The sequence below is a fragment of the Klebsiella michiganensis genome, from assembly GCA_000963575.1.
GTDB lineage: Bacteria > Pseudomonadota > Gammaproteobacteria > Enterobacterales > Enterobacteriaceae > Cedecea > Cedecea michiganensis_A.
Genome location: CP011077.1, coordinates 2,170,730 through 2,197,143, shown reverse-complemented (window position 1 = coordinate 2,197,143; position 26,414 = coordinate 2,170,730). Strand labels below are relative to the sequence as shown.

The window sequence follows — 26,414 nt, the reverse complement described above, 5'->3', positions numbered from 1 at the left end:
CCGTGGATGACAGACACACTTAATACTTCGCTGCCGGGCAGAAGCGGGACGGGCTTTACGTTGTCTCTGCTTCTCCACGGGGGGCTTTTTTTGGCACTCGTTTGGCAGGCGTCTGACACGCCGTCTGCCCTGCGACCTGCACCCGCCGTCATGCTGCAGTGGTCAGACAATATCGAAGCGCCGACCCCACCAGTCCCGCTTCCAGTGGGTATTGCGCAGCAAGAATCTGCGGCAGCAGAGGAAAAACAGCAGGCCGAGGACAAGCAACAGCAGCCGCTGCCGGTAGCCAAAGACGCGGTGATTGAAGTCACTCGCCGGAAAAAAGCCGCCGAGGGCGAAAAGAAAAAGCCTCGTCCGCCGCGTCACGTCCGGGAAAAAACCAGCGACAGTAGCCAGGCGGCCATCTCGACCAATGCCGCCCCTCAATCCAGCGTGGTTTCCTCACGCATTGCCGCGCCTTACCACAGCGATGCCGAGAAACAAGACAGCCTGGAGGACTCATGGGAAAACCGGGTAAAAGGCCATCTCAACCGCTTTAAACGCTATCCCGGCGATGCCCGCCAGCGTGCCAGGACCGGCATGGCGGTGGTCACGTTTACCGTGGATGCTGCGGGCGTGGTTATTGCCAGTTCGCTGGCTGGATCATCGGGAACACGCTCGCTCGATAGGGAAGCCGTGGCCGTTTTAGAACGCGCCCAGCCGCTGCCAAAGCCCCCCGCAGAGCGCTTAAAGGGTGGCTTTTATAAAGTCACGATGCCAATCAATTTTGATCTGACGGAGCTTAGCCGAAGCTAGCGCTAAGCCCACTATCTGAACGTTAATTTTATGCTGAATATTCGGCAGGGCGTCCCATCGCCTGGCATTAAGGAGGCATCATGGAAAAACTATGGAAAGCAATGCCGCTGTTTCTCGTCTGTTCACTGTCCGGCCGCTGGGCAATTGCCGACGTGCCGCCCCCGCCGGCTACGCCCAAAATTCCCCACCGGCTGATTGAGCATGGCGACATCCGCGTGGATAACTATTTTTGGCTCAGGGATGACAGCCGCAGCGATACAAAAGTGCGGCGTCATCTTGAGGATGAAAATAACTACGCCCGCCGGGTACTGAAACCCTCCGCAGAGTTAACGGACACGCTGTATCGGGAAATGGTCGCGCGGATGAGCCCGGAAAACCGCTCGGTGCCCTTCCAGCGAAACGGTTATCGCTACCAGGATGTTTATCTCGCCGGGCAAGATTACGCCGTCAGCCAGCGGCAACTCATCGGAAGTCATGGCGACTGGCAAACGCTGGTGGACGGCAACCAGCGCGCCAAAGGCCAGGCCTATTACCAGCTCAGCGGTTTGGTCGTCAGTCAGGATAACCAGATGATGGCGATTGCCGAGGACACGACGGGCCGCCGCCAGTACCGCCTCTCGCTCCGGGATTTAAAGCGCGAGCAATGGCTCCCCGATGCGATCGAAAACACGTCCGGGAATATGGTTTGGTCCAACGACGGACGCTACCTGTTCTACATCCGCAATAACCCACAAACGCTGGTACCCTCGCAGGTTTGGCGGCACCGGCCAGGCACGCCTGTCGCCGAGGATGTGCTGGTCTACCAGGAGGCTGACGGCGGCTATTATCTGGGACTTTCCCGTTCGGCATCAGACCGCTATTTAATCATCACGCTCAGCGCCAGCACGTCATCGGAAGCACGCCTGATCGACGCGGATAATCCCGAGGCACCACCGGTACTTTTTGCCACCCGCAGGCCGGGGATTGAATATTATCTCGACCATTTTGGCGAGGCGTTTTACCTGCGTGCCAACCAGGAAAACGCCAATTTCGGGCTGTATAAAAGCCCCACGCCGGGCGGCAAGTGGCAGGCCGTGGTTGCACCCAAACCCAATAAAATGGTGGAAGGATTTGCGCTGTTTAAGGACTGGCTGGTGGTTGCTGAACGCCAGGACGGGCTGAGCCAAATCCGTAAAATTAACTGGCGCGATAGTCAGGAGCAGACGCTTAAGTTTGATGATGCCAGCTATATGGCCTGGCTTGGCTATAACCCGGAGCCGCAGGCCGGCAAACTGCGCTATGGCTACTCCTCAATGACCACCCCCACCAGCACTTATGAATGGGATCTGGTCAGCGGCGAGCGCACCCTGCTTAAACGTCAGGCGGTAAACCATACCGATCCGCAGGATTACCACAGCGAGCGGATTTGGGTCACCGCTCGCGATGGCGTTCAGGTGCCCGTCTCGCTGGTCTATAACCAGAAAATGTTCAAACCGGCCCACAGCCCGCTGCTGGTTTACGGCTATGGCGCCTACGGAATGAGTATGGATCCGGCCTTCAGCGCCAACCGCCTAAGCTTGCTGGATCGTGGTTTTGTGTTCGCTATCGTTCACGTTCGTGGCGGGGGGGAACTCGGCCAGCAGTGGTATCAGCAGGGAAAACTGGAAAACAAGCCAAACAGTTTCAATGATTTTCTCGATGCAACCCACCGTCTGGTTGAACTTGGCTACGGGCAGCCTGGCAGGCTTTACGCCATGGGGGGGAGCGCCGGAGGCTTGCTGATGGGCAACGTCATTAACCAGCAACCCACCCTCTTTAACGCCGTGGTTGCTCAGGTACCCTTCGTGGATGTGGTCACAACCATGCTGGATGATTCGCTGCCCCTCACGCTCGGCGAATATGACGAATGGGGTAATCCACACCGGGAGAAGGATTATCTGAACCTCAAGTTATGGAGCCCCTACGACAATGTAAAACCCGCCCGCTACCCAAATTTACTGGTCACCAGCGGCCTCCACGACTCGCAGGTACAGTATTGGGAGCCCGCAAAGTGGGTCGCTAAGCTGCGTGAAAACCAGCGGGGCCCCGGAAAAATCCTCCTGCTGACCGATATGCAGGCCGGACACGGCGGTAAATCAGGCCGAATAAAGCGCCTGGAAAATACCGCGCTGGAATACAGCTTTATTCTGGAAGCAGATAAACAACGCTAACCGGGAACCCTTCCCTTAGCGGGAAGGGCTCGTGCAGGCGACATAATTATAAAAATATTTTTTATTTTATTACGATACTTCAAGGACACGTATGAACGTTAATAAACTGGCCGTTGCCCTCGGCTCGGGCATGCTATTGCTCAGCGCCAGCGGTGCGGCACAAGAGAATAATGATAAAGGCAGCGGGGATAAAAAAGGCACGGCGGTATTTAGCCCGCTTAATGTGTCCGCCGGGAATATCACCCGCGAGCAAGAAGCGCTGGAAAAACCAGGCGCAACCAGCTCCCGCGCCACGGATAAAAACCTGCAGTCTCTGGACGCCACGCTACGCAGCATGCCCGGTACCTATACCCAAATCGATCCCGGCCAGGGCACGGTCAGCGTCAACATTCGCGGAATGAGCGGCTTTGGCCGGGTTAACACCATGGTGGATGGGATCACCCAAAGTTTTTACGGCACCACGACGTCCGGCACCACCGTGCACGGCTCCACCAACAACCAGGCCGGCGTACTCATCGATCCTAACTTTTTGGTCGGCGTGGACGTCATTCGCGGGGACAGCAGCGGCTCAGCGGGGATCAACGCCCTGACGGGAAGCGCAAATATGCGCACCCTTGGCGTTGATGACGTGATTTTTAAAGGCAATGATTACGGCTTGCGGTCGCGCTTCTCGGTAGGCAGCAACGGTATCGGACGCAGCGGGATGATTTCCGCCGCTGGAAAAACCGACGCCTTTACCGATACCGTAAGCTTCGGCGCCATGGCCGCCATCAGCGGTAGCTCTATTTATTCGAATTTCTCAAACGGCTCCGGTATTAATAGCGAAGAGTTTGGTTACGATAAATTTATGAAGCAGAACCCGAAATCCCAGCTTTATAAAATGGATATTAAACCTGATGAATTTAATAGCTTCGAACTGTCGGCCAGAACCTATAAGAATAGATTCTCCCGCCGGGATATCACCAGCGACGATTATTATATTAAATACCATTACGCCCCGTTTACTGAGCTGATTGATTTTAAAGTCGCGGCCAGTACCAGCCGCGGGGATCAGAAATATCGTGATGACTCGCTGTTTACTTTTTACCGCACATCCGCGCAAAACCGCTCTGATGCGCTGGATATAAGTAACGTCAGCCGTTTCAGCTTAGGCGATAACGATTTGGCCTTTACGCTGGGCGGGAAGCTGATGCGCACCCGCTATACCAGGATAATTAACTCCGCCGCAGGAGATGAGAAAACCAACCAGGAGTCGATCGAAAACAACCCGTTCGCCCCTTCCGGGCAGCAGGATATTTCGGCGTTATACACCGGGCTGCAGGTGAAGCGCGGTATCTGGCAGGCAGATCTTAACTTCAACTACACGCACAACCGTATCACCGGGCATAAACCACCCTGTGACGAACGCGTAATCTGCGTCCCACAGGGAAGCTATGAGGTCGATGAGCGAGAAAATGGCTTTAACCCTTCAGCCCAACTGTCAGCCCAGGTCACCCCATGGCTTCAGCCATTTGTCGGCTACAGTAAGTCGATGCGTGCGCCAAATATTCAGGAGATGTTTTTCTCCAACTCCGGCGGGGCTTCCATGAACCCCTTCTTAAAGCCTGAACTCGCAGAAACCTGGCAGCTTGGTTTTAATATCGACACCAAAGACCTTATCGCTAAACAGGATTCGTTGCGCTTTAAACTGCTGGGCTACCGCAGCAGGATCCAGAACTATATCTTCAGCGAGTCTTACCAGGTCTGCTCCAGCGGGCGAAAATGCAGCATGTCCGAGGTGATTGGCAACGGCTGGGCGGACATGAGCGAGGACTACAGCGACAATATGTACATCTACGTGAACTCCGCCACCGGCGTCACCGCCCAGGGTGTTGAGCTTGAGATGGATTACGACGCTGGGTTCGCCTTCACCCGTCTCTCCTTTAGCCAACAGCTGACCGACCAGCCTACGTCCATCGCCAGCACCTACTTTGGCGCCGGGGATATTACCGAGCTGCCAAGAAAGTACATGACGCTGGATGCCGGGGTACGTTTCTTCGATGAGGCGCTGACCCTCGGGACGATTGTCAAATACACCGGGAAAGCCCGTCGTATGTCGCCTGATTTTGAACCCGATGAGCAGACCGGCGCCATCATTAAAGAGGATTTGCCGCAGATCCCGACGATTATCGATCTCTACGGCACCTACGAGGTGAACCGCAATCTGATGCTGAAGCTTACGGTGCAAAACCTGATGAACCGGGATTACTCCGAGGCGCTGAATAAGCTCAATATGATGCCTGGGCCGGGCGATGATGATGCCAGCCGGGCCAATACCGCGCGCGGCAGAACCTGGATCTTCGGCGGCGAAGTTCGCTTCTGATTGTCATGCCATCGCCCGGAGATTTTAGCCGGGCGATGTGCGGTTAACGGTATTTCATCTTCTGCAAATCTTCCATCAGCCCTGGGCCAACGGGTCGCCAGCCGGTTTTCTGCTGCGTGATTGCGCTTGAGGCCGACATGTCGTGTGCGGCAAAGCTCCCCAGCCAGCCAAAATGATCGCTGGCTTTGGCAGCCTCAATGCTGCGTACCGGCACGCCAAGCCCCTGGCCAATCACGTCGGCGATGGCTTTAGTGGCGATCCCCTCTTCCGCCACGGCATTATAGCGCTCCCCCGCCATGCCTCTTTCCACCGCCTTAACATACAGACGGGCGGCATCGCTCAGATGCACCGCCGACCAGCGGTTTTTACCCTCGCCAATATAAGCCGCCACGCCTTTGTCGCGCGCCAGCTCGATAAGCGGCGTAATGAGCCCCTGCCTGAAGGTGTCGTGCACCTGCGGCAGCCGCACAAACGCGGCGTTAACGCCCCGCTCAAGCTGGCTGACCCCGGCAATTTCCGTGGCCTTACGTGGGTTTGGCGTCTGAAGGTTATACCCCGCTTCCGTCGCAGGTTGGCCAGGTTCAGTGGCCCCCATCGCCACAAAAGAGGTGATCACCATTGGGCGGGCCGAGCCCACCAGCGCGTCCCCCATGGCGGCAATCACTTTCCCGTCAGCCTCGCAGTTCGCCGCAAAGGTAGAAAAATCGTGGTTAAAAGCGGTGTGAATTACGGCGTCCGCAAGATCCGCCCCGTGCTGCAGACTGGCAAGGTCATCCAAATCGCCATAGTGTGCTTTTGCTCCCCAGGATGATAAGGCCTCAGCCCCGCGCTGAGAACGCGTGAGCCCCACTACCTGATGCCCGGCGGCAAGCAACTGTTGAACGATGGCCGAGCCAAGAAAACCGGTCGCACCGGTGACAAAAATACGCATAGTCAATTATCCCAAACCGTCACTGAGGACTGAGTTGCCGTCCGACGGGATTTACTGTAAACAGATGAGAAAAGACGAACAATGTTCAAAAATCGCCATTTTTGGTCTTATCGTCCGGAGTTACTATGGATCCTTTGTCTGAACTGCTTTCCCTGCTGAAACCCCAGAGCTACGCCTCCGGCGGCGTTGCCCTGCATGAAGATATGGCCATTCAGTGGCCGGCACATGCCGGAATCAAGTGCTATGCCGTGGTGTCTGGCCGCTGCTGGCTCTCCGTTGACGGTATGGACAAGCCGCTGCTGCTGCAGGCCGGCGACTGTTATCTTCTGCCGCCGGGGCCGCCTTTTTGCCTGGCTACCGGGCCAGATGCCACACCTGTAGATTTCTACACGCTGCGCCAGGCGGGGAAGCTCGGACCTGACGTCGTCCCCGGCCAGCAGGAAAGCAGTTTCCTGGTCGGCGGCCATTTTGTTTTGAGCGGGGAAGCGGCCGATCTGCTGCTGAGCTCTTTGCCGCCGGTGGTTAGCCTTCAGCGGCCTGAGAGTAAGGCCGCCATGCGCTGGGCGCTGGATCAAATGACCGATGAAGTCCGCCAGCCTCGCCCCGGCAGCGCGCTTATCGTCCAGCAGCTCGCCTGGATGATGCTGATTCAGGCTTTGAGGCTGCACCTGACTCATCAGCCCGCCGTGGGCTGGCTCTATGCGCTGGCGGATAAACAGCTCAGTCTGGCCCTGACCTGCATGCATACAGAGCCCGCGTTCAACTGGACGCTGGAAAAACTGGCGGAGCGCGTGGGGATGTCGCGGTCAGCGTTTGCCGCCCGGTTTAAAGCGGTGACGGGCGCATCCGCTATCGATTACCTGACCCGCTGGCGCATGATGCTGGCTTGCGACAGGCTGCGCCAGTCAGGTGATTCCCTGGCGCGTATTGCGGTGGAATTGGGGTATGAATCGGAAAGCGCGTTTGGTAAGGCTTTCAAGCGGGTGATGGGCTGCTCACCCCGGCAGTATTCAAAAGGCTAACGGCCAGCCGCCGCAGACAATCAGGGCCGTTCACGCTTGCCGGGCATCATTCGCAGCAGCGTGTTGTCTTTCCAGACATAGTGGTGAAACAGAGCGCCGAAAGCATGAAGACCAATAACGAAATAGCCAGTGTTGGCGAGCAGCTCATGCCAGGATTTGAGGCTGAATTCCAGGTCTTCATCCGGTACCGCCGCCACCGGCATCTGTAGCCCAAAGGCCACCCAGTCACTGCCGCGATAGTACATCGCCAGCAAGCCCAGCACCGGCAGGCCAATAAACATCAGATAGACAATCGTGTGGACCAGATGAGAGATACCGGTCACCGCCGGGTGCGGCCTGGGCACAATAGCCGGGGCGCGGTATTTGATGCGAACCAGCAGGCGGGCAGCCATCAGCCCCAGGACCGAAATGCCGCAGGTGAAATGGATGGAGTTGATAAGTGGCCGGTAGCTACGCGGCGCAAAGCCACGCAGTTCCATGGCGCAGTAGGCTCCCACCACCAGCAGAAAGACCAGCCAGTGGATCGAAATCTGTAACGAAGTGTATTTAGTGCGCATGAGAGACCCTGCCCTGAAAAAACGTTAAATGCCAGGATAACGAAGAAACATTAAAAGAGTATTAACATCAACGTATTATGGACGTTAATTTGTTTCAGCGTGTAATTTTTTAGCCTTAACGTTATTCAGGGCAAAGCCCGAGGTTTAAAGCCCGCGTTCGCGGATCATTGCGCTCAGCGCCATGTCCTGCTGGAGAGCGTGCCAGGCGGCCATCACCTGCGGTGGAATATCAACGTGCACGATGAAGTCTCGCCCCTGCGGACCATAGCCGGTTGCGTCGTCGCGCAGGCGAGGGATTTCGCCCAGCGCCAGCGACACATAGCGCTCAATCGGCCACAAACCTTCCGCCTCTCCGGCAAAAATAGCGCCCTGTTCTCCCTCGACTAACTCCGGTACCACGCCTGGCCAGCTTAGCCACTCCGGCGCCTGCGCGTCGCCCTGCCAGACGCGAGCGAAAGTCGCGACGGTGCGGCGCTGCATGGTCGGATCCTGGATAATCAGCACGCGTGCGGGGTTGAGGCCAAGTTCGGTCATTTTTTCCACGCTAAAGCGCGCATTTTCACCACAGTTGGTCGACTTCTCTTCGGTAATAATTTTCTCGCTCGGGATTTTCCAGAACTGGTGGGCAATATCCCGGATAATCGCCGCCTCGGCGCGGCCGGTAGTAGGAATCGTGTTATAGCGCGGGTGGCGGGCAATTTCCCCGTAGAGATACGTCGTGGAATGACCTATTCCGCCGGCAATCAGCAGCGGTTTTTCACCGTTGGCGGCAAGCTCACACGCGGCGTCGATGGTTGGGATCACGGCGTTACCCGCCAGGATAATCAGGTCTGCATCCTGTGCCTGTGGCGCGCCAGTAAAATCGCTTTGCGCCAGCCACTGGCCCAGCGTATTCACGGCCTGAATTGTCGGGTGGCTCAAGGTTGGGGATGTCATCATTAGCGGGATCCTCCCGGTTAAAAACCAGCTTGTAGCCTAACCCGCTACAAATTAGACGCCTATCAGATGCGACTGAAAGGGCAGTTTCAGGCGGGGAGCGATTTTTGCAGCAGCAGGCGGGAATCGGCCGGGTCGCCCTTCCGCTCCATCTCAATAAGCTGATAACCGTTTTTAAGCAGCATCATTAGCATGCCGCGGAATTTGTTGCGGGTTTTCACGCTAAGCGTGCGGTAACCCAGCTCCACCGCCCATTTTTCCTGCGCGGCCAGCAAGGCCTGAGCGACACCATCCCGCCTGAATTCGGGTAAAACGCCGCCGAGCCAGCTGTAAAATTCTGTTTCGCTCAGCGCGTAGCCAAGCTTGAACCCGGCAGGAAGGCCGTTAACGCAGGCAATGAGCTGGCTGGTCTGGTTCCCCGCCAGGCGGGCCTGAAGATCCGCCTCACTTCTACAATCTTCAAATTCCGGCAGACGGTGATAAAGCGCGAGGATCTCCTTCAGAGAGGCCTCCCGTACGGTAATGCCCGCCTCCTGGAATGTCATCCCTGCGTATGGTTTTACCCTACAGGCAGCCAGGCGACTGGCTAAATCCCCGACGTGAAGCTCAAGCTGGTGGTTATCCGGGTCAAGAAAGTAGAAGGAATGCCCTTCGCTGCGGTTGTCTTTCCATACCTGAACGCCTTGCTGCTCCAGCGCCTTAACCGCCCGGGGAAATGCCTCCGCACTCACGCTGAAGGCATAGTGAGTGTAGTGCGCGGGCTGCTCCCCGGCCATGTCGTCCAGGGAGAGGCAAAGCCACACATCACCGCAGGAAAGATAGGCTCCGGCGTCCCAGCGCGCGTGCAGCCTGATCCCCGGCAGGCTTTGATAAAACGCCAGGCTCCGCGCCAGGTCCCGCACCGCAAGCGTCAGGTGATTCAGGCCGGTTAGCATGGTCAGACTTCCACTTTGCCGTCGAACGCTTTACTCAGGCTGCGCACTTCCACCCGCTCCCGCATCCCTTCGACCCAAAAAGGATCGTCCAGATAGCAGCGTTCGGCCCCGGCAAAGTTTTCGGCTTCCACCAACCAGCACGCCCCGTCCGGATTGCCGTCTGGTTCTGCGCGCAATGATCCTGCGAGTTTGATGCTCTGCTTGCGGCTTTCAAGCCAGGCAAGGTGTGCGGGCAGCAGGCGCTGACGCAGCGCAAAGGTGTCAGGTTTATCGTAAAAGCGCAGCATAAACAGCATGGTTATTCCTTATTTTTACCCTGCCAGTTTGCCCACGGGCTTTCCGCCGGCGCGTCATTAAGGCCGGGCTCGTCGAGAGAGGCGATATACATCTCTTCCACTTCTTTACGCGCCCAGGGCGTGCGGCGCAGAAACTTCAGGCTGGACTTAACGCTGGGGTCGCTTTTAAAGCAGTTGATATTTACCTGCCGCGCCATTTCCGCCCAGCCGTAACGTTCAACCAGGGCGTTAAGCAACGCTTCAAGCGTAATGCCGTGCAGCGGATCTTTTGAACTCATGATCATTCCGGATATTTCGAAAATTTGCGCACACCTTACTGATTCTGCCAGCGAGGCGCAACAAGGGGCGGGCGGCGATCCCGAATAAGTGAGAGGCGGCCCATGGCTGAGCCGCGAGAGAGGTAAATCAGAATGTTTCCCAGTTGTCGGCCGAGGCGGTGGCCGGACGAACCGCGGTGGATACAGGAGAAGGAATGACAGCGTGTTTTTGCGGCGCAGCGGTGAAGCCCGTTGTCAGCCGGAAGGCGCCGACCGCTTCAGTCAGGCGAGCGGCCTGCTCTTCCAGAGAAACGGCGGCGGCAGACGCCTCCTCCACCAGCGAGGCATTTTGCTGCGTGACGTTATCCATTTCATGTATCGCCTGTCCGACCTGCTGGATGCCACGGCTTTGCTCATCCGAAGCGGCAGCAATTTCCAGCATAATATCGGTCACGCGACGGACGGCCTCCACAATCCCGGTCACGGTGGTGCCGGCCTGCGCCACCTGTCGGGAACCGCTGTCGATCAGCGACACGGATTCGCTGATAAGCCCCTCAATCTCTTTTGCCGCCTGGGCACTACGCTGTGCCAGCGTGCGCACCTCGCTTGCCACCACGGCGAATCCTCGCCCCTGCTCCCCGGCCCTTGCCGCCTCAACGGCGGCGTTCAGCGCCAGAATATTGGTCTGGAAAGCGATACTGTTGATCACCGCGGTGATCTCAGAGATTTTCTTCGAACTGGCGGAAATGTTGTCCATGGTGCTGACCACGCCCGAAACAATACGCCCGCCGTCGCTGGCCTTTTGCGAGGCGTCTTCCGCAAGCCTGGTCGCGTGATGCGCGTTGTCAGCATTTTGTTTCACCGTGGCGGTCAACTGCTCCATGCTGGCGGCGGTTTGTTCGATAGCCGCCGCCTGCTGCTCGGTGCGGGAAGAGAGGTCGCTATTGCCGGCGGAGATTTCACTCGAGCCCTGATAGATAGCATCGGCCCCTTCGCGCACCGTGCTGACGGTGCTGACCAGCTGCTGCTGCATATGCTGCAGATGCTGGCTAAGTTTGCCAATTTCGCTGTTGCCGGTCGCTTCTGCCGGCAGAGTCAAATCACCGTCAGAGATGTGTTCAATGCGTTTCGCGGCGCGCTGCAGTGGGCCAATCACCACCCGACGCAGCATGATGAAGGTGAACACTGTCATAAATAGCGCAATCGCAAACGCCCCGGCCATCAACGCCACGCTGGTGCGGGTGCGGCTGTCGGCCTGCTCTCTCAGGGCGTTTGCCCGGTCAGTGCGGATGTTGACGGCTTGCTGCAGTTTTGCATCGTAATCGCCGTCCAGCTTACGCACCACTTCACTTTCATGAGTGATGATCGCCTCAAACATGCCGTTTTTTGCGAACTTCAGCATCGGCTTCATCCCTTTTTCAAGGTAGGCGGCAAAGTCATCCTGCAGCACTTTGTCCAGCGCCTGGTCTGCCGGGGTTTTCACCTTCCTGGCCATATAGGCGCTAAAACCAGCCTGCGCCTGTTTCATCAGCCCCTCGGCATTGGCCACGTTCTGTTTAACCTGATCCATATCCGCCACGCGGCTTGCGGCCCCGGCGTTGATCAGGTTGATACGCGCCGTGCGCAGGTGGTTAGCGCTGTCCGCCAGCCCCATTCGCACCTGAATTTCTTCGGTGACGTCCTGTAGCGCGCGATCGCTCTGGATAAGAAAATAGCTGGCGAAACCGATGCATAACGCAAACAGCAGCAGAATGCCGCCGAGAATAGAAGAAAACAGCGGCACCAGCCTGATGTGATGCCAGAAGCGCACGCCGTTTTGTGGGGGCAGAGTTTTTATCGACATGTCCGTGACTCTCTTTATATGGGGAATTCCCTTCGAAGGTCATCGGCCCCGGCGAGTAAAAACATTACGCGCCACGTCACAGATTTGCGTTAATGGCGCTAAAGAAGTCCCGGCGAGTTAAGTGGATCACAGGATTGGCTGTATAAAACGTCAGAAAAACGAGGAGCCCGTCGGGGCCTCGTTTTAAATCAACGGTTATTACAAAGATTTATAGCCGTTCAGCCAGTGGTTAATGGCGGCCGCAATCTCTTCCGGCCTGTCCTCCGGGGCGTTGTGTTTTGCCGGGCCGCATGGCGTAATCGTCAGGTTAGCAATATGCTGGCGACACCAGGCCACCGCCTCCTGATTGATAGCCAGACTGCCGGTAGCATCCTCGAAGGAGAGCAACAGCTTTGGCGTCTCTTCGCTGTTTGCCAGCCACTGATTAAAACATTGAATATGTTTCAAGACCTCAGCAGGCTCGCCGTCAAAGGGCATAGCCCGGGCCCATTCCAGCAAAGGACGACGGCTTTCTGGGGTAGTGTACGGGGCCGTATAGGCCTGAATGTCTTTATCAGACAACGTGGACAACACGGTCGCCCGGAGCGTTTTTTCTATAAAGTCGTGGTCCTCGAGGACTATTTTTTCCCCAGGCGGGGTTCGCAATGCCTTAAAACGTTCGGCCACGGGTGGTGGCAGGCTTTGCCAGGCCATGGGCTTTAAAACGGCCTCCATAAAAATTACCCCTTTCACATGTCCAGGGTGACGTGACGCCCAGTCAAAAGCCAGAGCCGCCCCCCAGTCGTGTCCGACAAGGATAATATCCTGTAAATTAAGGGTCTTCAGCCATGCGTCGAGGTAACAGGCATGGGCTGAAAAACCGTAGCCGGATGAGGAACTTCCCGACTGCCCCATGCCAATGAGATCGGGGGCATAACAGTGAAACTGGCCGTCAATGGCAGGCATAATGTTGCGCCACAGATAGGACGTGGTTGGATTACCGTGCAGGAATACCAGCGGCGTACCGACGCCGCGTTCTTCATAATGTATGATTGAATCGAGTACTGAAATAGCAGGCATAGCGATGTCCTCTCACAACGATATAGTCAGGAACCTGTCCAATATATACATAGACAGGCACCTGTCAATTATTGAAGCATCATTTTTCGCCTGCACCGCATAAAGGATAAGTAATATGTCTAGCCAGCCCGAATCCCCGCAGCTGGGGCTCCTCCTCCGTCAGGTACATCAGCACTGGACCCAACAAGTTGATTTAGCACTCAGTAATGCAGGTTTTGATGATATTCGCCCTTCACACTCCAGCGTTTTTGCCTTTACCCCTCCGGAAGGGATCACCGTCAGCGCCTTAACGAAGTTTGCCCAGGTTCGCAAACAGTCAATGTCGCAGGCGGTGGAAGAGCTGGAAAAGCTTGGCTATGTCGAACGCCGGCCGGATCCGACAGACCGGCGGGCGCGACGCGTTTTTCTGACGGCCAAAGGAGAGGGAGTACGACCAGTGGCGCTCGCGGCAGGCTCAGAGGTGCAAAAAGAGTGGGCAAATGCGGTGGGGAATGAGGATATCAGGCAGTTGACACAGCTCTTACAAAAGCTGGCCTCTACCCTGCAGGGCTGAAAGGGCGAAGTGAAAAAACAACGGACAGGCATCCACAAAGACATTGGCAGCGCAAATACATGCGCCACCATTGGTTTCACCGATGAATATTTTTGATATCAACGGGCTGTCCAAAAAGGAAGCCCTGAATTTCGGTACAACCCTCTTCTTCCAGAATACGCAGCTGCTCGTTGGTTTCTACACCTTCAGCAATCAGCGGCGTATTGATAGAGTTACCGAGAGAGATAATTGCACGAACAAATGAGCGCGCCTGGAAGTTACTTTCAACGTTCGTCAGGAAGCTGCGATCCAGCTTGATGACGTCAAAATGAAATTCCCGCAGCGTGCTCAAAGAAGAATACCCGGTACCAAAATCATCCAGCGCGATGCTGATCCCCATTTTCTGGAACTGATGCAGAATATTGAAGGTCAGCTTTTTATTAATGATGAAGGCGGTCTCCGTCACCTCAAACTCCAGCAGCGTTATTGGCCACGCGGTGCGCATTAAAATATCGCGAACATTGTCGATAAAGCTGAGGTTGCGCAGCTGTACCGGCGAAATGTTGATCGAGATTTTTTTGTCGAGCTTGTTGGCGAGCGACTCTTTGCATACCGTTTCAATCACCCAATAGCCCAGCGGCACAATCGCCCCGCTTTCCTCGGCAATAGGGATAAATTCATCCGGTGGAATGAGCCCTTGCTCCGGATGATTCCAGCGAAGCAGTGCTTCATAGCCGGTGATAGCCTTGTCTTTAAGCGAGCGTTTCTCCTGGTAATGAATGAAGAACTGCCCTTCTTTTATGCCGCGGCGAATATCCGCCGCCATCAGGTTGCGCAGCCGAGTTTTTTCATCCATGTCTTTTTCATACCAGCAGATCTTGTTATCCAGATTAGCTTTCGCGCGGTACATCGCCAGATCTGAATTGCTGATAAGCGTATTGATATCCGTGGCATCATCCGGATAAACCGCCACGCCGATACTGGCGCTGACGGTAATTTCGCTGTGGGCAAAAAACTGTTTGCCGACGAAACAGCCGTGCAGCCGCTCGGTGAAGTTACGCAGCTCATCATCGTGGTTATAAGGCTTGGCGGCCACAAACTCGTCGCCGCCAAAGCGGGCAACAATCTCATCTTTTTCTATCGCTTTGAGCACCGAGGACGAAACGCGCTGCAGAAGCTGGTCGCCCACCAGGTGCCCTTCGGTGTCATTGATCTCTTTGAATTTATCGAGATCAACCGTGCAAATAGCGATGTGGTTATAGTCAGACTCAGTGAACAGTTTCTCCACGAAGCTGAAGAATTCGACGCGGTTAGGAAGCCCGGTCAGCGCATCGTAGCGGGCAAGCCATGAGATTTTATCGATCACTACCTTCTGCTCGCTGATATCGCGGGTAATTTTGGCAAACCCCAGCAGCGTTTGGTGCTCATCATAGATGGCATCAATCACCACATGCGCCCAAAAACGGGTGCCATCTTTGCGATAGCGCCAGCCTTCCCCTTCAAACTTTCCGTTTTTAAGTGCGATATTCAGATTACGCTCGGGCAGGCCATTTTTTTGCTCAGCGTCACTGTAAAAAATGCCAAAGTACTGCCCCACAATCTCCTCGCGCAGATATCCCTTCGCTCGCAGCGCCCCCTCGTTCCAGGTGGCTACGGTGCCATCAATGTTCAGCATGTAGATAGCATAGTCTTTTACGCTTTCTACAAAGTGACGATAGGCGATATCAGTTAAGCTTTCAGTACGCATCTTGCCCTTGAGTTAATTGTGGTTTTTCATGAATAAAAAGAGTAATTTATCGTATTATCGGCGGTGTAGCCATGAAGCTTTACGTCCGTTATCGCCGGCATAAGATTATTTTTCCCGCTTCACTCGCTGCAGGTAGCTTTCCAGTTGCTGAGTGACTTCCCGACTGAGGGCGTACTGATCGTCCCCCACATGATAAACATAGTTGCTTAGTCGCCGGAGATCCCGGTAAATCGTCCGTTCACTTACGCCAAACTTACTGGCCAGTTGATGGCGGGACACGCGCTCACAGCTCAGCATTTCACAAAAAATACCGGCAATTCTGTTGGCAAGCAGCGTGCTTTTTTCGGGGGGGGTCATGAGTGTTTCTCCTGCAAGTAGGTGTCAGGAATATTAGCGCGAACAAATGACAGGTCGTGTCAGCCTTGGGTAGAATATATCGCGCGACTGCAGGGTAATTATTACGCAACATTATGACAAGGCTAGATTTTTTTGAGTAAAAAATAACACCTGGGGAGATCGGACAACATATTGACGACTTTGCAGGGTATAATCGCGCCTCACAATAAGTTGGCAGACTATGACCGTGAGTAAACATCGGGTAACAAGGCCAGATGAAATTGAGATGAAACAACGGGCCTGGCATCAGGCTCGACGGGCTATCCTGAGCGGCAGGCCGGATGTCGCCCCGCTTACTCCGCCATCAACGCTGTACGAAGAGCTGGCCATCGGCTACCACATCCGCCAGCTTACACGATTACAAAAGTGGTTTACCGACCGAGGGCTACCTCTCCCCGAGTAAATACCGCATTGCGCAACGGGGCAAAACCATCAGGCCTTCGGCGCGCTGATCCATCAGGCAGCGAACGAGGGCCGGCGTTAACTCCGCGTCATCGATAGCGACAAAACCGTGGCGCCCGTACCATGGGCCATTCCAGCTCACATCTCGGTAGGTTGTGAGCGTGACTTGGCTTACCCCAAGCGTGCGTCCCGCGCGCATCACCTCTGCCAACAGCATAGCCCCTACTCCCTGACGCTCAAAATCCGGGTGGGTAGAAATCTCAGCCAGATAAAGCGCGTCATCGTGCCGCTGGCAATAACAAAAACCTTTGATCCGGCCGTCGCTCCCGGTCACCTTCCAGGCGAGTTTATTTTCGATCGCTGCGGCGTGGGTTATCTCGTCCGTTGCCCCTGCCTCGGCTAAAAATGCAAGTTCAGGCACCGCCAGAAAGCGGCGTGCAGCGGCGGTCTCAACGCGCTGTAACTCAGCGATATCCCTTACATCACTGGCATATACCATCATTATTCCTTTCCTGTACTGACGCCGATGCCACACAGTTTAACAGGCCAGCCTGGGAGATCCTGTCCGTTTTGTTGACGGCTGATTGACGTTAACACTTCCACAAATGTTAATCAGGAGTAAACTGAAAGTAAGCAACTCATCTGTGTTATTGCGCAACCAACCATAACAAGTGACACCTGCCATATGAAATTCAAATCGGCTATCAAGCCTTACCAGGCCGCAGCGGGCGGCTGGGGTTCCCTTGAAGCGACAACCCGCTTCGTCATCGACAGCAAACATGCTCTGAAAAACCTACGCAACCTGATGCGCATGAATAAGGCCAAAGGCTTTGACTGCCCAGGCTGCGCGTGGGGTGACGATAACAAAAGCACCTTTAGCTTCTGCGAAAATGGCGCTAAAGCGGTCACCTGGGAAGCCACCCGCCGTTTTATCGACAGCGACTTTTTTGCCCAACACAGCGTGAGCAAACTCTACCAGCAAAGCGACTACTTCCTTGAATATCAAGGCCGTCTGACCGAGCCACTTAGCTACAACCCACAGACCGATCGCTACGAGCCCATCAGTTGGGCCAGCGCCCTGAGCCTGATTGCGCAACATATTCAGGCCATGGACAACCCCGATCAGATTGAGCTTTACACTTCCGGCCGCGCCAGCAATGAAGCCTCTTATCTTTATCAACTTTTTGGCCGCATGCTGGGCACCAATAACTTTCCTGATTGTTCAAACATGTGCCACGAAGCCAGCGGCAGCGGGCTGAAACGCAGCATCGGCGTCGGGAAAGGCACCATCCGACTGGATGATTTCGACAAAGCCGACGCCATTTTTGTGTTTGGTCAGAACCCCGGCACCAACCATCCCCGCATGCTGCACAGCCTGCGCCATGCGGCAGAAAATGGGGCACAAATAGTCACCTTCAATACGCTGCGCGAGCGCGGCCTGGAGCGCTTTGCCGACCCACAAAAACCGCTGGAAGTAATCACCCCGCTGGCGGGCACCATCAGCACGAACTATTACCAACCGAATCTGGGCGGCGACATGGCCGCGGTTCGCGGTATGGCAAAAGCGCTGCTGGAAACCCATCGCCGCCTCATTACCGAAGGTGAAGATGGCGTGTTCGATCTGGCGTTTATCGATGCCCATACCCACGGCGCTGAGGCCTGGTTCACCGCCATCGATGAAACCAGCTGGGAAAAAATTACCCAACAGTCCGGCCTGAGCGAACTGCAGCTACGCGATGCGGCGGCCATATGGCAGCATTCTAAACGGGTGATTTTTACCTGGGCCATGGGCATCACCCAGCATAAACATTCGCTCAATACCGTGCGTGAAATCGTCAACCTTCAGCTGCTCGGTGGCCATCTTGGGCGCCCAGGGGCAGGCCTTTGCCCGGTGCGCGGTCACAGCAACGTGCAGGGTAACCGCACGATGGGGATTGATGAAAAGCCGCCGGTCAGCCTGCTGGATAATCTGGCAAAACACTTTGATTTTGAGCCTCCGCGCGAGCACGGCCACAATACCGTTGAGGCCCTGGCCGCGATGCTGCGTGACGAAATAAAAGTGCTGATTGCGCTGGGCGGAAACCTCGCGGCTGCGGCCCCGGACAGCCCACGTACGGAAGAAGCCATTAGCCGCTGCGGCCTGACCGTGTTCATCAGCACCAAGCTGAACCGCAGCCACCTGGTACCGGGCAAAGCCTCGCTGATACTCCCGACGCTGGGCCGCACCGAAGAGGACATGCAGGTTTCCGGGCGCCAGTTTGTCACCGTCGAGGACTCCTTTAGTATGGTTCACGCCTCCGAAGGGATCGGCCAGCCGATCGCGGACACACAGCGCTCAGAAACCGCGATTGTTGCCGGCATAGCTGATGCGGTTCTGGGCAGAAGCAAACTCGACTGGCTCAGGCTTGCCGACGATTACAACCTGATTCGCGATCATATCGCCGCCACGCTGCCAGGCTTTAAAGATTTCAATCAGCGCTGCGAAGAGCCGGGAGGATTCTACCTGGGCAACGCGGCGGCAGAACTGCGGTTTAATACCCCCAGCGGCAAAGCTGAGTTCAGCCATGCGCCGCTGCCGGATTCGCTGTGGCAAGGTGTGGAAGCTCCGTTCACGCTGCAGACGCTGCGCTCACACGATCAGTACAACACCACAATTTATGGCCTGGACGATCGCTACCGCGGCGTGTACGGCCAGCGTGAAGTCCTGTTTATTCATCCTGATGATATGGGCGAACTGGGGCTGAACGATGGCGATAAAGTCGATATTGAAACAATCTGGCATGACGGTATCACCCGTAAAGTCAGCGGGTTTAAGCTGGTGGCGTATGACATCCCGCGCGGCAACCTCGCGGCCTATTATCCAGAAACTAACCCGCTGGTACCGCTTGGCAGCGTCGGCGACGGCACCGGTACGCCGACGTCAAAATCCGTGCCGGTGAAAATCACCCGCAGCGAAGCGGAAGATACGCAGCGAATTGCCTGATCGGGAATCGCATTCCCTCTCCCGCATGGCGAGGGGGAAAACGTTATACCTAAACGTGGAGTAAGCAATGCAAAAAAAATGGTCCGATGTTGATGAGTACCTCGTTCATTCCCTGATCCCTTCCGATACCGTTTTCCAACAAATCCTCGAAAATAATCATGCCGCCGGTCTGCCCGCCCATGATGTCGCCCCTAACCAGGGGAAATTCCTTCAGCTGCTGGTAGAAATAACCGGTGCGCGCAAAATCCTCGAGATTGGCACCCTGGGCGCGTACAGTTCCGTCTGGATGGCGCGAGCCCTGCCTCCTGAAGGCAAGCTGGTTACGCTTGAGGCCGACCCTCGCCACGCCGAGGTTGCGCAAAAGAATATTAAGCTGGCCGGGTTGGAAAAAACTATTGAATTGCATATTGGCCCTGCGGCACAGACGCTGGCACATCTCGGCGGTGAAGCGCCGTTCGATTTGATTTTTATTGATGCCGATAAGCCTAATAACCCGGTTTATCTGGAATGGGCATTGAAATATTCGCGCCCAGGCACGTTAATCATCGGCGATAACGTGGTTCGCGACGGTGAGGTTGCCAACCCCGACAGCATTGATGACCGCGTGCAGGGCGTGCGAACCTTTATCGAATTGATGGGAAACAACCCAAGCCTTTCGGTCACCGCGCTACAAACGGTCGGCAGTAAAGGCTGGGATGGTTTTACGCTGGCAAGAGTGAAATAGCGCCCCCTTTGCAGGTGAAAGGGGGCGGGCAATCAAAGCGCCACCTGCTCCATTGCCTGCAAAATACGCTTGTCGGAAATCGGGTACGGGGTTCCCAGTTGCTGAGCAAAGTAGCTGACGCGCAGCTCCTCTATCATCCAGCGGATCTCCTGTACCTCTTCATTCTCACGGCTGGCCGGTGGAAGCTTGTTCAGCCACTGCTGCCACGCCTGCTGCACGCTTTCCACTTTCAGCATTTGTGCGCGGTCGCGGTGCGGATCGATAGCCATTTTTTCCAGTCGTTTTTCGATAGCCTGCAGATAACGCAGCGTATCGCCGAGGCGTTTATAGCCGTTGCCGGTGACAAACCCACGGTATACCAGGCCGCTCATCTGGGCCTTCACATCCGACAGGCCAAGCGCCATGGTCATATCCACGCGCCCCTTCAGCCGCTTGTTGATGTTAAACACTGCCGTGAGGATTTGCTCCACCTGTTTGGCAATCTCAACCACCGTGTCGTTCAGCTCGGCGCGCACTTTTTCATGTAACGCAGCAAACCCTTCTTCACTCCAGACCGGCCCGCCGTTTTGCGCAATCAGTTTATCAATCCCGCAGGAAATGCAGTCGTCGATAAGCTCCAGCACCTTGCCGTACGGGTTAAAGTAGAGGCCCAGCTTGGCTTTGTTCGGCAGCTTTTCATGCAGGTATTTCACCGGTGATGGAATATTCAGCAGCAGCAGACGGCGCAGCCCGCGCCACATCGCCTGTTGCTGTTCGAGTGGGTTATCGAACAGCTTAATAGCCACGCTCTCTTTTTCATCCACCAGCGCCGGGAAGGCCTTCATCCGGTAGTTGCCGCGTTTCTGCTCATAGCTCTCCGGCAGCGAACCAAAGCTCCAGATGTGCAGCCCGCTCTGCTCAATCCCATCATCCGCTACGGCGGAAAGCGTCTGCTGCACTTTATCCTTCAGGCCACCTTTCAGCTCGCTGAGGTCTTTGCCCTCTTTCAGCTTCTTGTTGTGCTCGTCCACCACGCGGAAGGTCATTTTCAGGTGATCGGGCACCTGATCCCAGTGCCAGTCTTCCCGGTCAATGGTGACGCCCGCCATGCGGCGGAATTCACGTTCCAGGCTGTCCAGCAGCGGCAGTTCCAGCGGCGTAGCCCGGCCTAAAAACGCCTCCGCGTAGTTCGGGGCCGGGACAAAGTTGCGGCGCACCGGCTTCGGCAGAGACTTAATCAGGGCAATGATCAGCTCACGACGCACGCCAGGGATCTGCCACTCAAAACCGGCCTCCTCAACCTGGTTAAGCAGCGGCAGCGGGATATGTACCGTTACGCCGTCGGCGTCCGCGCCCGGCTCAAACTGATAGGTCAGACGCAGCTTGAGGTTGCCCTGATGCCAGAAGTTCGGGTAGTCCAGCTTGCTAACCTGCTCGGCACCTTCCCTGATCAGCATATTTTTTTCAAAATTCAGCAGGTCTGGCGTTTCGCGACTGGTCTTTTTCCACCAGCTGTCGAAATGGCGCGCCGAAATCACGTCATGGGCGATGCGCTGGTCATAAAACTCAAACAGCGTTTCGTCATCCACCAGAATGTCGCGACGGCGGGATTTATGCTCCAGGTCTTCGATTTCCGCCCGCAGCTTGAGGTTGTCACGGAAGAACGCGTGGCGGGTTTGCCAGTCACCTTCAACCAGCGCATGCCGGATAAACAGCTCCCGGCACAGCGCCGGATCTATATCGCTGTAATTCACTTTACGCGCCGCCACAATCGGCAGGCCATAAAGGGTCACTTTTTCCTGCGCCATCACCGCGCCCTGGGCTTTCTCCCAGTGCGGCTCGCTGTAGGAGCGTTTAATCAGGTGCTGCGCCAGGGGCTCAATCCATTCCGGATCGATCCGGGCGGCAATGCGCCCCCACAGGCGGCTGGTCTCCACCAGTTCAGCCACCATCGTCCACTTCGGCGGTTTTTTAAATAAGCCGGAGCCTGGGAAGATGGAGAAGCGAGCGTTGCGCGCCCCGGTATACTCCTGCTTTTCCGTGTCCTTCTGCCCGATGTGGGACAGCAGCCCGGTCAGCAACGCCGAGTGTACCGCGCGGAAATCACCCGGCTCGCTGTTCACCGGCAGGCCAAGCTCTTTCACCACCTGCCGCAGTTGGGTGTAAATATCCTGCCATTCACGCACGCGCAGGTAGTTAAGGAAATCCAGCTTGCACTGCCGGCGGAACTGGTTCGAAGAGAGCGCTTTTTGCTGCTCGCCGAGGTAATTCCACAGGTTCACGTAGGCGAGGAAGTCAGACTCTTTGTCGTGGAAGCGGCGATGTTTCTCATCCGAGGCCTGCTGCCTGTCCATTGGACGCTCGCGCGGATCCTGAATGGACAGCGCGGAAGTAATGATCATCACCTCACGCACGCAGCCAAATTTCTGCGCCTCCAGCACCATTTTGGCGAGGCGCGGATCAACCGGCAGCTGTGAAAGCTGGCGCCCGGATGGCGTCAGTTTATAAACGCTATGCTCTTCATCGCTGGTAATGGCGCCCAGCTCTTCCAGCAGGCGCACGCCGTCCTGGATGTGGCGCTTATCCGGTGCCTCAACGAACGGAAACGCCTGAATATCTCCCAGCCCCAGCGCCGTCATCTGCAAAATGACCGACGCGAGGTTGGTACGCAGAATTTCCGGATCGGTAAATTCAGGGCGCGACAGGAAATCATCTTCGGAATAAAGACGAATGCAGATCCCTTCCGACACGCGGCCGCAGCGGCCTTTACGCTGGTTGGCCGAAGCCTGAGAAACCGGCTCAATCGGCAGACGCTGGACTTTAGTCCGGTAGCTGTAGCGGCTAATACGCGCCGTTCCGGGGTCGATAACGTACTTAATGCCCGGCACGGTGAGCGAGGTTTCTGCGACGTTGGTCGCCAGCACAATACGCCGCCCGACATGGGCCTGGAAAACGCGATTCTGCTCGCTGTTGGACAGGCGGGCATAGAGTGGCAGAATTTCCGTATGCGGCAGATTAAGCTTCGTCAGCGCATCGGCGGTGTCGCGAATTTCCCGCTCGCCGCTCATAAAGATCAGAATGTCGCCTGAACTTTCATGGCCCAGTTCATCCACCGCGTCGAAAATTGCCTGCAGCTGATCGCGGTCGGTATCGTCATTGTCTTCGACCATCGGGCGGTAGCGCACTTCCACCGGAAAAGTGCGGCCCGAAACTTCAACGATAGGCGCGTTATTGAAGTGGCGCGAGAAACGCTCTGGATCGATGGTCGCCGAAGTAATGATGATTTTCAGATCGGGGCGTTTCGGCAGCAGTTCACGCAGGTAGCCCAGCAGGAAGTCGATATTCAGGCTGCGTTCGTGGGCTTCATCGATGATGATGGTGTCGTACTGCATCAGCAGCCTGTCCTGCTGAATTTCCGCCAGCAGGATCCCGTCCGTCATCAGCTTGACCATGGTGTTATCGCCAACGTGGTCGGAGAAACGCACCTTGTAGCCTACGCAACCGCCGGGTTCGGTTTGCAGCTCTTCCGCAATGCGGTTTGCCACGGTACGCGCCGCCAGGCGGCGAGGCTGCGTGTGGCCAATCAGGCCTTTGATACCGCGCCCCAGTTCCATGCAGATTTTTGGTAGCTGGGTGGTTTTACCTGAGCCGGTTTCACCCGCCACGATCACCACCTGGTGGTCGCGCACGGCGTTCAGAATATCCTGTTTTTTCTGGCTAACGGGCAGGTTGTCAGGATAAGTAATCGCCGGGCGGGCGGCTTCACGCAGCTGTACTTTGCCCGCGGCGGCATCAATTTCTGCGGCCAGGGTGTCGAATAAGGCCTGCTGAGAGTCGGCATTTTTAATTTTCTTCGCGCCGTGAAGACGGCGAGAAAAGCGTTGTCTGTCGCGGAGCATCAGCCCGTCAAGACGAGCCAACAAAGAGGACAGCGAGGGTTTTGTCATTTCCATTTTATCTATCGTTATTTCGCTACCGGGCACAACCGGATAAGTCACGGTGTCAATTTCCGCTATTTTATCACACCCCGATTTCGAGCGCCTTGTTCAATAAATTCGAATATAGGGTTCGATATATTGCGCTATCTCTGTAATCGGATTGTGAATACAGTAAGTCCTAACGAACGGGCACACTGTCCGACTGACCAAACACTAAGGAATCACTCCATGAGCAAAGTATTAGTTCTGAAATCCAGCATCCTGGCAGGTTACTCCCAGTCCAACCAGCTGTCCGACTATTTTGTTGAACAATGGCGTGAAAAACACAGCGCTGACGAAATCACCGTTCGTGACCTGGCGGCAAACCCAATTCCAGTGCTGGATGGCGAACTGGTCGGTGCTCTGCGCCCTTCCGATGCCGCGCTGACCCCACGTCAGCAGGAAGCTCTGGCGCTGTCTGATGAGCTGATTGCCGAACTGAAAGCGCACGACGTGATTGTCTTCAATGCGCCAATGTATAACTTCAACATCCCGACCCAGTTGAAAAACTATTTCGACCTGGTGGCTCGCGCTGGCGTGACTTTCCGCTACACCGAGAAAGGCCCTGAAGGTCTGGTGACCGGTAAACGTGCCCTGGTTGTTACCAGCCGCGGCGGGATCCACAAAGATACCCCAACCGATCTGCTGGTGCCTTACCTGAACGTGTTCCTGGGCTTTATCGGGATCACCGACGTGAACTACGTGTTTGCTGAAGGCTTTGGCTATGGCCCGGAAGTGGCGGCTAAGGCGCAGACTGACGCGAAAGCGGCTATCGACAGCATCGTTGCTGCGTAAGATTTGCTCCTGGAGTGACTGCCCCTCACCCTGGCCCTCTCCCTAAATGGGAGAGGGAAATCAACCGAATGATGTTAAAGGGAATTAATGACTTTTCTTAGGCTGATGCAAAGCCTCAAACACCAGGCGCTTCCGCCCCGCCTCAACCTCCCGCAGCGGCTCCACCTGATGCATCGTTTGCTGGCAGCGAATCACTAAATCCTGATACTCCTTCGTCCCCTGTTTCTTCCAGGCCAGCTCTTCAGGCCGTAATTCACGTATCGCTTTCGCCGGGCTGCCGATGATCATCGTATTCGCCGGAAATTCCGCTTTACCTTTAACAAAAGCCGCCGCGCCGACAATCGAATTCTCACCAATTTGGGCGCCATCCAGAATCACCGCGTTCATCCCTACCAGCGCGTTTTTGCCAATACGGCAGCCGTGCAGAATGGCCCCGTGGCCGATGTGACCGTCCTGTTCCACAACGGTGTCCTGCTCAGGAAAACCGTGCATCACGCAGTTGTCCTGCACATTGGCGCCATCCTCAACGATAATCCGCCCAAAGTCCCCGCGCAGGCTGGCATTGGGGCCGATGTAGACGCGGTGTCCGAGAATAACGTCGCCGATCAGCACCGCCGTCGGGTGGACGTAGCTGTCTTCCGGGACGACAGGCGTGAGGCCATCAATCTGATAAATGGACATACGGGCTCCTTATTTTAGGCGGTGAGTCCACCGAATCGCTTGTGGTAAGCGCTGACCGGGGCGGGCAGCTCACCCACCGAGGTTTCACCCAGCTCGCTGACGTAAGCCAGTGACCCGGCGGCGACCCGCTGATAGATATTGATACACAGCTGTCGGGCGTTTTGCCCCAGCCAGTGCGGGGGCAACAGTTCATCCGGCAGCAGCGGATCTTTCAGCACGACGCGGCGGTAGAAGTGAATCAACAGCAGCTGAATTTGAAAACAGCGCTGCGGCGTCAGCTCATCGCTTCCCGCCTCGCGCAGCAGCGGCAGAAGCGGACGGAAAGAGTTGATAAATTCAGCGTAACGTTCGTTTTTGTCGGTCAGCAGCCAGCACTCTTCCACCCGGGACCTGAGCGCTGCGCGAGACGTTTGCAGCGGTGATTCAGCCTCAAAACAAATGACCTGTTCAGCGACGCCCGCCTCGTGGAGCAGGCTTTGGATGTCCGCGAGGTTTTGTGAGGGGGAAGCCATCAGGTTAGGCGCGAGCGCCCCAAAACCCTGCCAGATAAGCTGTTTTTTCACCTGCTGCAGCGTGGTTTTCTCCAGCCCTTCGGAAAGCAGCAACAGCCACTTTCCGTCCCAGGTGGGCTGCCCGGCTCGATAAATTTTCGACTCCGCACGGCGGGACATTCTCTGGCCTGTGTCAGTCAGGCGATAAAAGCTGCGGCGCCCCACTCGCTCCACGTCCAGCCAGCCTTCTTTATTGAGTCGAAAAAGCGACGTTCGCACAAAGCGCTCGCCGAATCCCAGGGGTTCCAGCATCGCCGCCAGGCTACCCAGCCAGATTTCACCCCCGCGATGGGCCAGCGCATCGCCGTACAAAGAGACAATCAGCGACGTGCCGCTGATGGGCACCGCGCTGACGGCCTGCTGAATAAAGTTGTCGAGTTTGCTGCTCATCCTGCCTCATTGCCGCTATGGGAATTTCACAGAAAAAACATAGCATAATAAAGCGGACTGCCGACATTGAATTAG

21 protein-coding genes and 1 pseudogene are annotated in these 26,414 nt (G+C 56.0%); 8 read left to right on the top strand and 14 right to left on the bottom strand.

Features of this window, described 5'->3' with window-relative positions:
- Positions 1 to 6 precede the first annotated feature (6 nt).
- From VW41_10360 to VW41_10350, 3 genes are all read left to right on the top strand, one after another.
- A complete protein-coding gene (locus VW41_10360) occupies positions 7 to 795 on the top strand; it encodes an energy transducer TonB (protein AJZ89408.1) in 789 nt (262 codons plus the stop codon).
- A gap of 101 nt (positions 796 to 896) precedes the next feature.
- On the top strand, positions 897 to 2,984 hold the full coding sequence (locus tag VW41_10355; protein ID AJZ91925.1) for a protease 2: 2,088 nt from the start codon (positions 897 to 899) through the stop codon (positions 2,982 to 2,984).
- Between the two features lie 91 nt (positions 2,985 to 3,075).
- Positions 3,076 to 5,346 (top strand): TonB-dependent receptor, encoded by a 2,271-nt coding sequence (locus VW41_10350; protein ID AJZ89407.1) that lies wholly within the window; start codon positions 3,076 to 3,078, stop codon positions 5,344 to 5,346.
- 43 nt (positions 5,347 to 5,389) lie between these two features.
- Here the strand turns inward: VW41_10350 and VW41_10345 are convergent, their stop codons facing one another.
- Positions 5,390 to 6,277, bottom strand: coding sequence for an NAD-dependent dehydratase (locus VW41_10345; GenBank protein ID AJZ89406.1), 888 nt, complete (start codon positions 6,275 to 6,277; stop codon positions 5,390 to 5,392).
- Between the two features lie 125 nt (positions 6,278 to 6,402).
- On the opposite strand from VW41_10345, the gene VW41_10340 reads away from it, so the two are divergent.
- Complete coding sequence (locus VW41_10340) at positions 6,403 to 7,299, top strand: AraC family transcriptional regulator (protein ID AJZ89405.1); 897 nt, start codon at positions 6,403 to 6,405, stop codon at positions 7,297 to 7,299.
- A 20-nt stretch (positions 7,300 to 7,319) separates the two neighbouring features.
- On the opposite strand, the gene VW41_10335 is transcribed toward VW41_10340, so the two are convergent.
- From VW41_10335 to VW41_10305, 7 genes and pseudogenes are all read right to left on the bottom strand, one after another.
- A complete protein-coding gene (locus VW41_10335) occupies positions 7,320 to 7,856 on the bottom strand; it encodes a cytochrome b561 (protein AJZ89404.1) in 537 nt (178 codons plus the stop codon).
- Between the two features lie 144 nt (positions 7,857 to 8,000).
- On the bottom strand, positions 8,001 to 8,795 hold the full coding sequence (locus VW41_10330) for a hypothetical protein (protein ID AJZ89403.1): 795 nt from the start codon (positions 8,793 to 8,795) through the stop codon (positions 8,001 to 8,003).
- 527 nt (positions 8,796 to 9,322) lie between these two features.
- Positions 9,323 to 9,727, bottom strand: a pseudogene (locus VW41_10325) (glutathione transferase).
- 2 nt (positions 9,728 to 9,729) lie between these two features.
- Positions 9,730 to 10,023 (bottom strand): hypothetical protein, encoded by a 294-nt coding sequence (locus tag VW41_10320; GenBank protein AJZ89402.1) that lies wholly within the window; start codon positions 10,021 to 10,023, stop codon positions 9,730 to 9,732.
- Between the two features lie 2 nt (positions 10,024 to 10,025).
- Positions 10,026 to 10,307: a hypothetical protein gene (locus VW41_10315; protein ID AJZ89401.1), complete on the bottom strand. Its 282-nt coding sequence runs from the start codon at positions 10,305 to 10,307 to the stop codon at positions 10,026 to 10,028.
- Positions 10,308 to 10,428: 121 nt separating this feature from the next.
- Positions 10,429 to 12,123, bottom strand: coding sequence for a chemotaxis protein (locus VW41_10310; protein ID AJZ89400.1), 1,695 nt, complete (start codon positions 12,121 to 12,123; stop codon positions 10,429 to 10,431).
- Positions 12,124 to 12,321: 198 nt separating this feature from the next.
- On the bottom strand, positions 12,322 to 13,182 hold the full coding sequence (locus tag VW41_10305) for a haloalkane dehalogenase (GenBank protein ID AJZ89399.1): 861 nt from the start codon (positions 13,180 to 13,182) through the stop codon (positions 12,322 to 12,324).
- Positions 13,183 to 13,297: 115 nt separating this feature from the next.
- On the opposite strand from VW41_10305, the gene VW41_10300 reads away from it, so the two are divergent.
- Entirely contained in the window at positions 13,298 to 13,735 is a 438-nt protein-coding gene (locus VW41_10300) for a MarR family transcriptional regulator (protein ID AJZ89398.1), read from the top strand.
- Between the two features lie 76 nt (positions 13,736 to 13,811).
- Here the strand turns inward: VW41_10300 and VW41_10295 are convergent, their stop codons facing one another.
- From VW41_10295 to VW41_10285, 3 genes are all read right to left on the bottom strand, one after another.
- Complete coding sequence (locus VW41_10295; GenBank protein ID AJZ89397.1) at positions 13,812 to 15,461, bottom strand: diguanylate cyclase; 1,650 nt, start codon at positions 15,459 to 15,461, stop codon at positions 13,812 to 13,814.
- Between the two features lie 105 nt (positions 15,462 to 15,566).
- The gene (locus tag VW41_10290; protein ID AJZ89396.1) at positions 15,567 to 15,818 is read right to left on the bottom strand and encodes a transcriptional regulator; all 252 of its coding nucleotides are present in this window, start codon (positions 15,816 to 15,818) and stop codon (positions 15,567 to 15,569) included.
- 424 nt (positions 15,819 to 16,242) lie between these two features.
- Positions 16,243 to 16,761, bottom strand: coding sequence for a GNAT family acetyltransferase (locus tag VW41_10285; GenBank protein AJZ89395.1), 519 nt, complete (start codon positions 16,759 to 16,761; stop codon positions 16,243 to 16,245).
- A 183-nt stretch (positions 16,762 to 16,944) separates the two neighbouring features.
- Between VW41_10285 and VW41_10280 the strand changes: the two genes are divergently transcribed.
- Entirely contained in the window at positions 16,945 to 19,242 is a 2,298-nt protein-coding gene (locus VW41_10280) for a CbbBc protein (GenBank protein ID AJZ89394.1), read from the top strand.
- A gap of 67 nt (positions 19,243 to 19,309) precedes the next feature.
- Positions 19,310 to 19,966, top strand: coding sequence for a methyltransferase (locus VW41_10275; protein AJZ89393.1), 657 nt, complete (start codon positions 19,310 to 19,312; stop codon positions 19,964 to 19,966).
- Between the two features lie 32 nt (positions 19,967 to 19,998).
- Here the strand turns inward: VW41_10275 and VW41_10270 are convergent, their stop codons facing one another.
- Positions 19,999 to 23,898, bottom strand: a complete 3,900-nt coding sequence (locus VW41_10270) for an ATP-dependent helicase HrpA (GenBank protein AJZ89392.1) — start codon at positions 23,896 to 23,898, stop codon at positions 19,999 to 20,001.
- Positions 23,899 to 24,111: 213 nt separating this feature from the next.
- Here VW41_10270 and VW41_10265 point away from each other — a divergent pair, with 213 nt between their 5' ends.
- A complete protein-coding gene (locus VW41_10265; GenBank protein AJZ89391.1) occupies positions 24,112 to 24,717 on the top strand; it encodes an FMN-dependent NADH-azoreductase in 606 nt (201 codons plus the stop codon).
- An 84-nt stretch (positions 24,718 to 24,801) separates the two neighbouring features.
- Here the strand turns inward: VW41_10265 and VW41_10260 are convergent, their stop codons facing one another.
- Both VW41_10260 and VW41_10255 read right to left on the bottom strand, forming a co-directional pair.
- Positions 24,802 to 25,398 (bottom strand): carnitine operon protein CaiE, encoded by a 597-nt coding sequence (locus VW41_10260; GenBank protein ID AJZ89390.1) that lies wholly within the window; start codon positions 25,396 to 25,398, stop codon positions 24,802 to 24,804.
- 14 nt (positions 25,399 to 25,412) lie between these two features.
- Positions 25,413 to 26,339, bottom strand: a complete 927-nt coding sequence (locus VW41_10255) for a phenylacetic acid degradation protein (protein ID AJZ89389.1) — start codon at positions 26,337 to 26,339, stop codon at positions 25,413 to 25,415.
- Between the last annotated feature and the right edge of the window lie 75 nt (positions 26,340 to 26,414).

Excerpts from the sequence above, each read along its gene's own strand:
- VW41_10320 (AJZ89402.1), bottom strand. The coding sequence starts at position 10,023 with ATGCTGTTTATGCTGCGCTTTTACGATAAACCTGACACCTTTGCGCTG.
- VW41_10290 (AJZ89396.1), bottom strand. The coding sequence starts at position 15,818 with ATGACCCCCCCCGAAAAAAGCACGCTGCTTGCCAACAGAATTGCCGGT.
- VW41_10285 (AJZ89395.1), bottom strand. The coding sequence starts at position 16,761 with ATGATGGTATATGCCAGTGATGTAAGGGATATCGCTGAGTTACAGCGC.
- VW41_10335 (AJZ89404.1), bottom strand. The coding sequence starts at position 7,856 with ATGCGCACTAAATACACTTCGTTACAGATTTCGATCCACTGGCTGGTC.
- VW41_10295 (AJZ89397.1), bottom strand. The coding sequence starts at position 15,461 with ATGCGTACTGAAAGCTTAACTGATATCGCCTATCGTCACTTTGTAGAA.
- VW41_10345 (AJZ89406.1), bottom strand. The coding sequence starts at position 6,277 with ATGCGTATTTTTGTCACCGGTGCGACCGGTTTTCTTGGCTCGGCCATC.
- VW41_10340 (AJZ89405.1), top strand. The coding sequence starts at position 6,403 with ATGGATCCTTTGTCTGAACTGCTTTCCCTGCTGAAACCCCAGAGCTAC.
- VW41_10300 (AJZ89398.1), top strand. The coding sequence starts at position 13,298 with ATGTCTAGCCAGCCCGAATCCCCGCAGCTGGGGCTCCTCCTCCGTCAG.
- VW41_10270 (AJZ89392.1), bottom strand. The coding sequence starts at position 23,898 with ATGGAAATGACAAAACCCTCGCTGTCCTCTTTGTTGGCTCGTCTTGAC.
- VW41_10355 (AJZ91925.1), top strand. The coding sequence starts at position 897 with ATGCCGCTGTTTCTCGTCTGTTCACTGTCCGGCCGCTGGGCAATTGCC.
- VW41_10275 (AJZ89393.1), top strand. The coding sequence starts at position 19,310 with ATGCAAAAAAAATGGTCCGATGTTGATGAGTACCTCGTTCATTCCCTG.
- VW41_10265 (AJZ89391.1), top strand. The coding sequence starts at position 24,112 with ATGAGCAAAGTATTAGTTCTGAAATCCAGCATCCTGGCAGGTTACTCC.
- VW41_10310 (AJZ89400.1), bottom strand. The coding sequence starts at position 12,123 with ATGTCGATAAAAACTCTGCCCCCACAAAACGGCGTGCGCTTCTGGCAT.
- VW41_10330 (AJZ89403.1), bottom strand. The coding sequence starts at position 8,795 with ATGATGACATCCCCAACCTTGAGCCACCCGACAATTCAGGCCGTGAAT.
- VW41_10280 (AJZ89394.1), top strand. The coding sequence starts at position 16,945 with ATGAAATTCAAATCGGCTATCAAGCCTTACCAGGCCGCAGCGGGCGGC.
- VW41_10255 (AJZ89389.1), bottom strand. The coding sequence starts at position 26,339 with ATGAGCAGCAAACTCGACAACTTTATTCAGCAGGCCGTCAGCGCGGTG.
- VW41_10305 (AJZ89399.1), bottom strand. The coding sequence starts at position 13,182 with ATGCCTGCTATTTCAGTACTCGATTCAATCATACATTATGAAGAACGC.
- VW41_10360 (AJZ89408.1), top strand. The coding sequence starts at position 7 with ATGACAGACACACTTAATACTTCGCTGCCGGGCAGAAGCGGGACGGGC.
- VW41_10260 (AJZ89390.1), bottom strand. The coding sequence starts at position 25,398 with ATGTCCATTTATCAGATTGATGGCCTCACGCCTGTCGTCCCGGAAGAC.
- VW41_10350 (AJZ89407.1), top strand. The coding sequence starts at position 3,076 with ATGAACGTTAATAAACTGGCCGTTGCCCTCGGCTCGGGCATGCTATTG.
- VW41_10315 (AJZ89401.1), bottom strand. The coding sequence starts at position 10,307 with ATGATCATGAGTTCAAAAGATCCGCTGCACGGCATTACGCTTGAAGCG.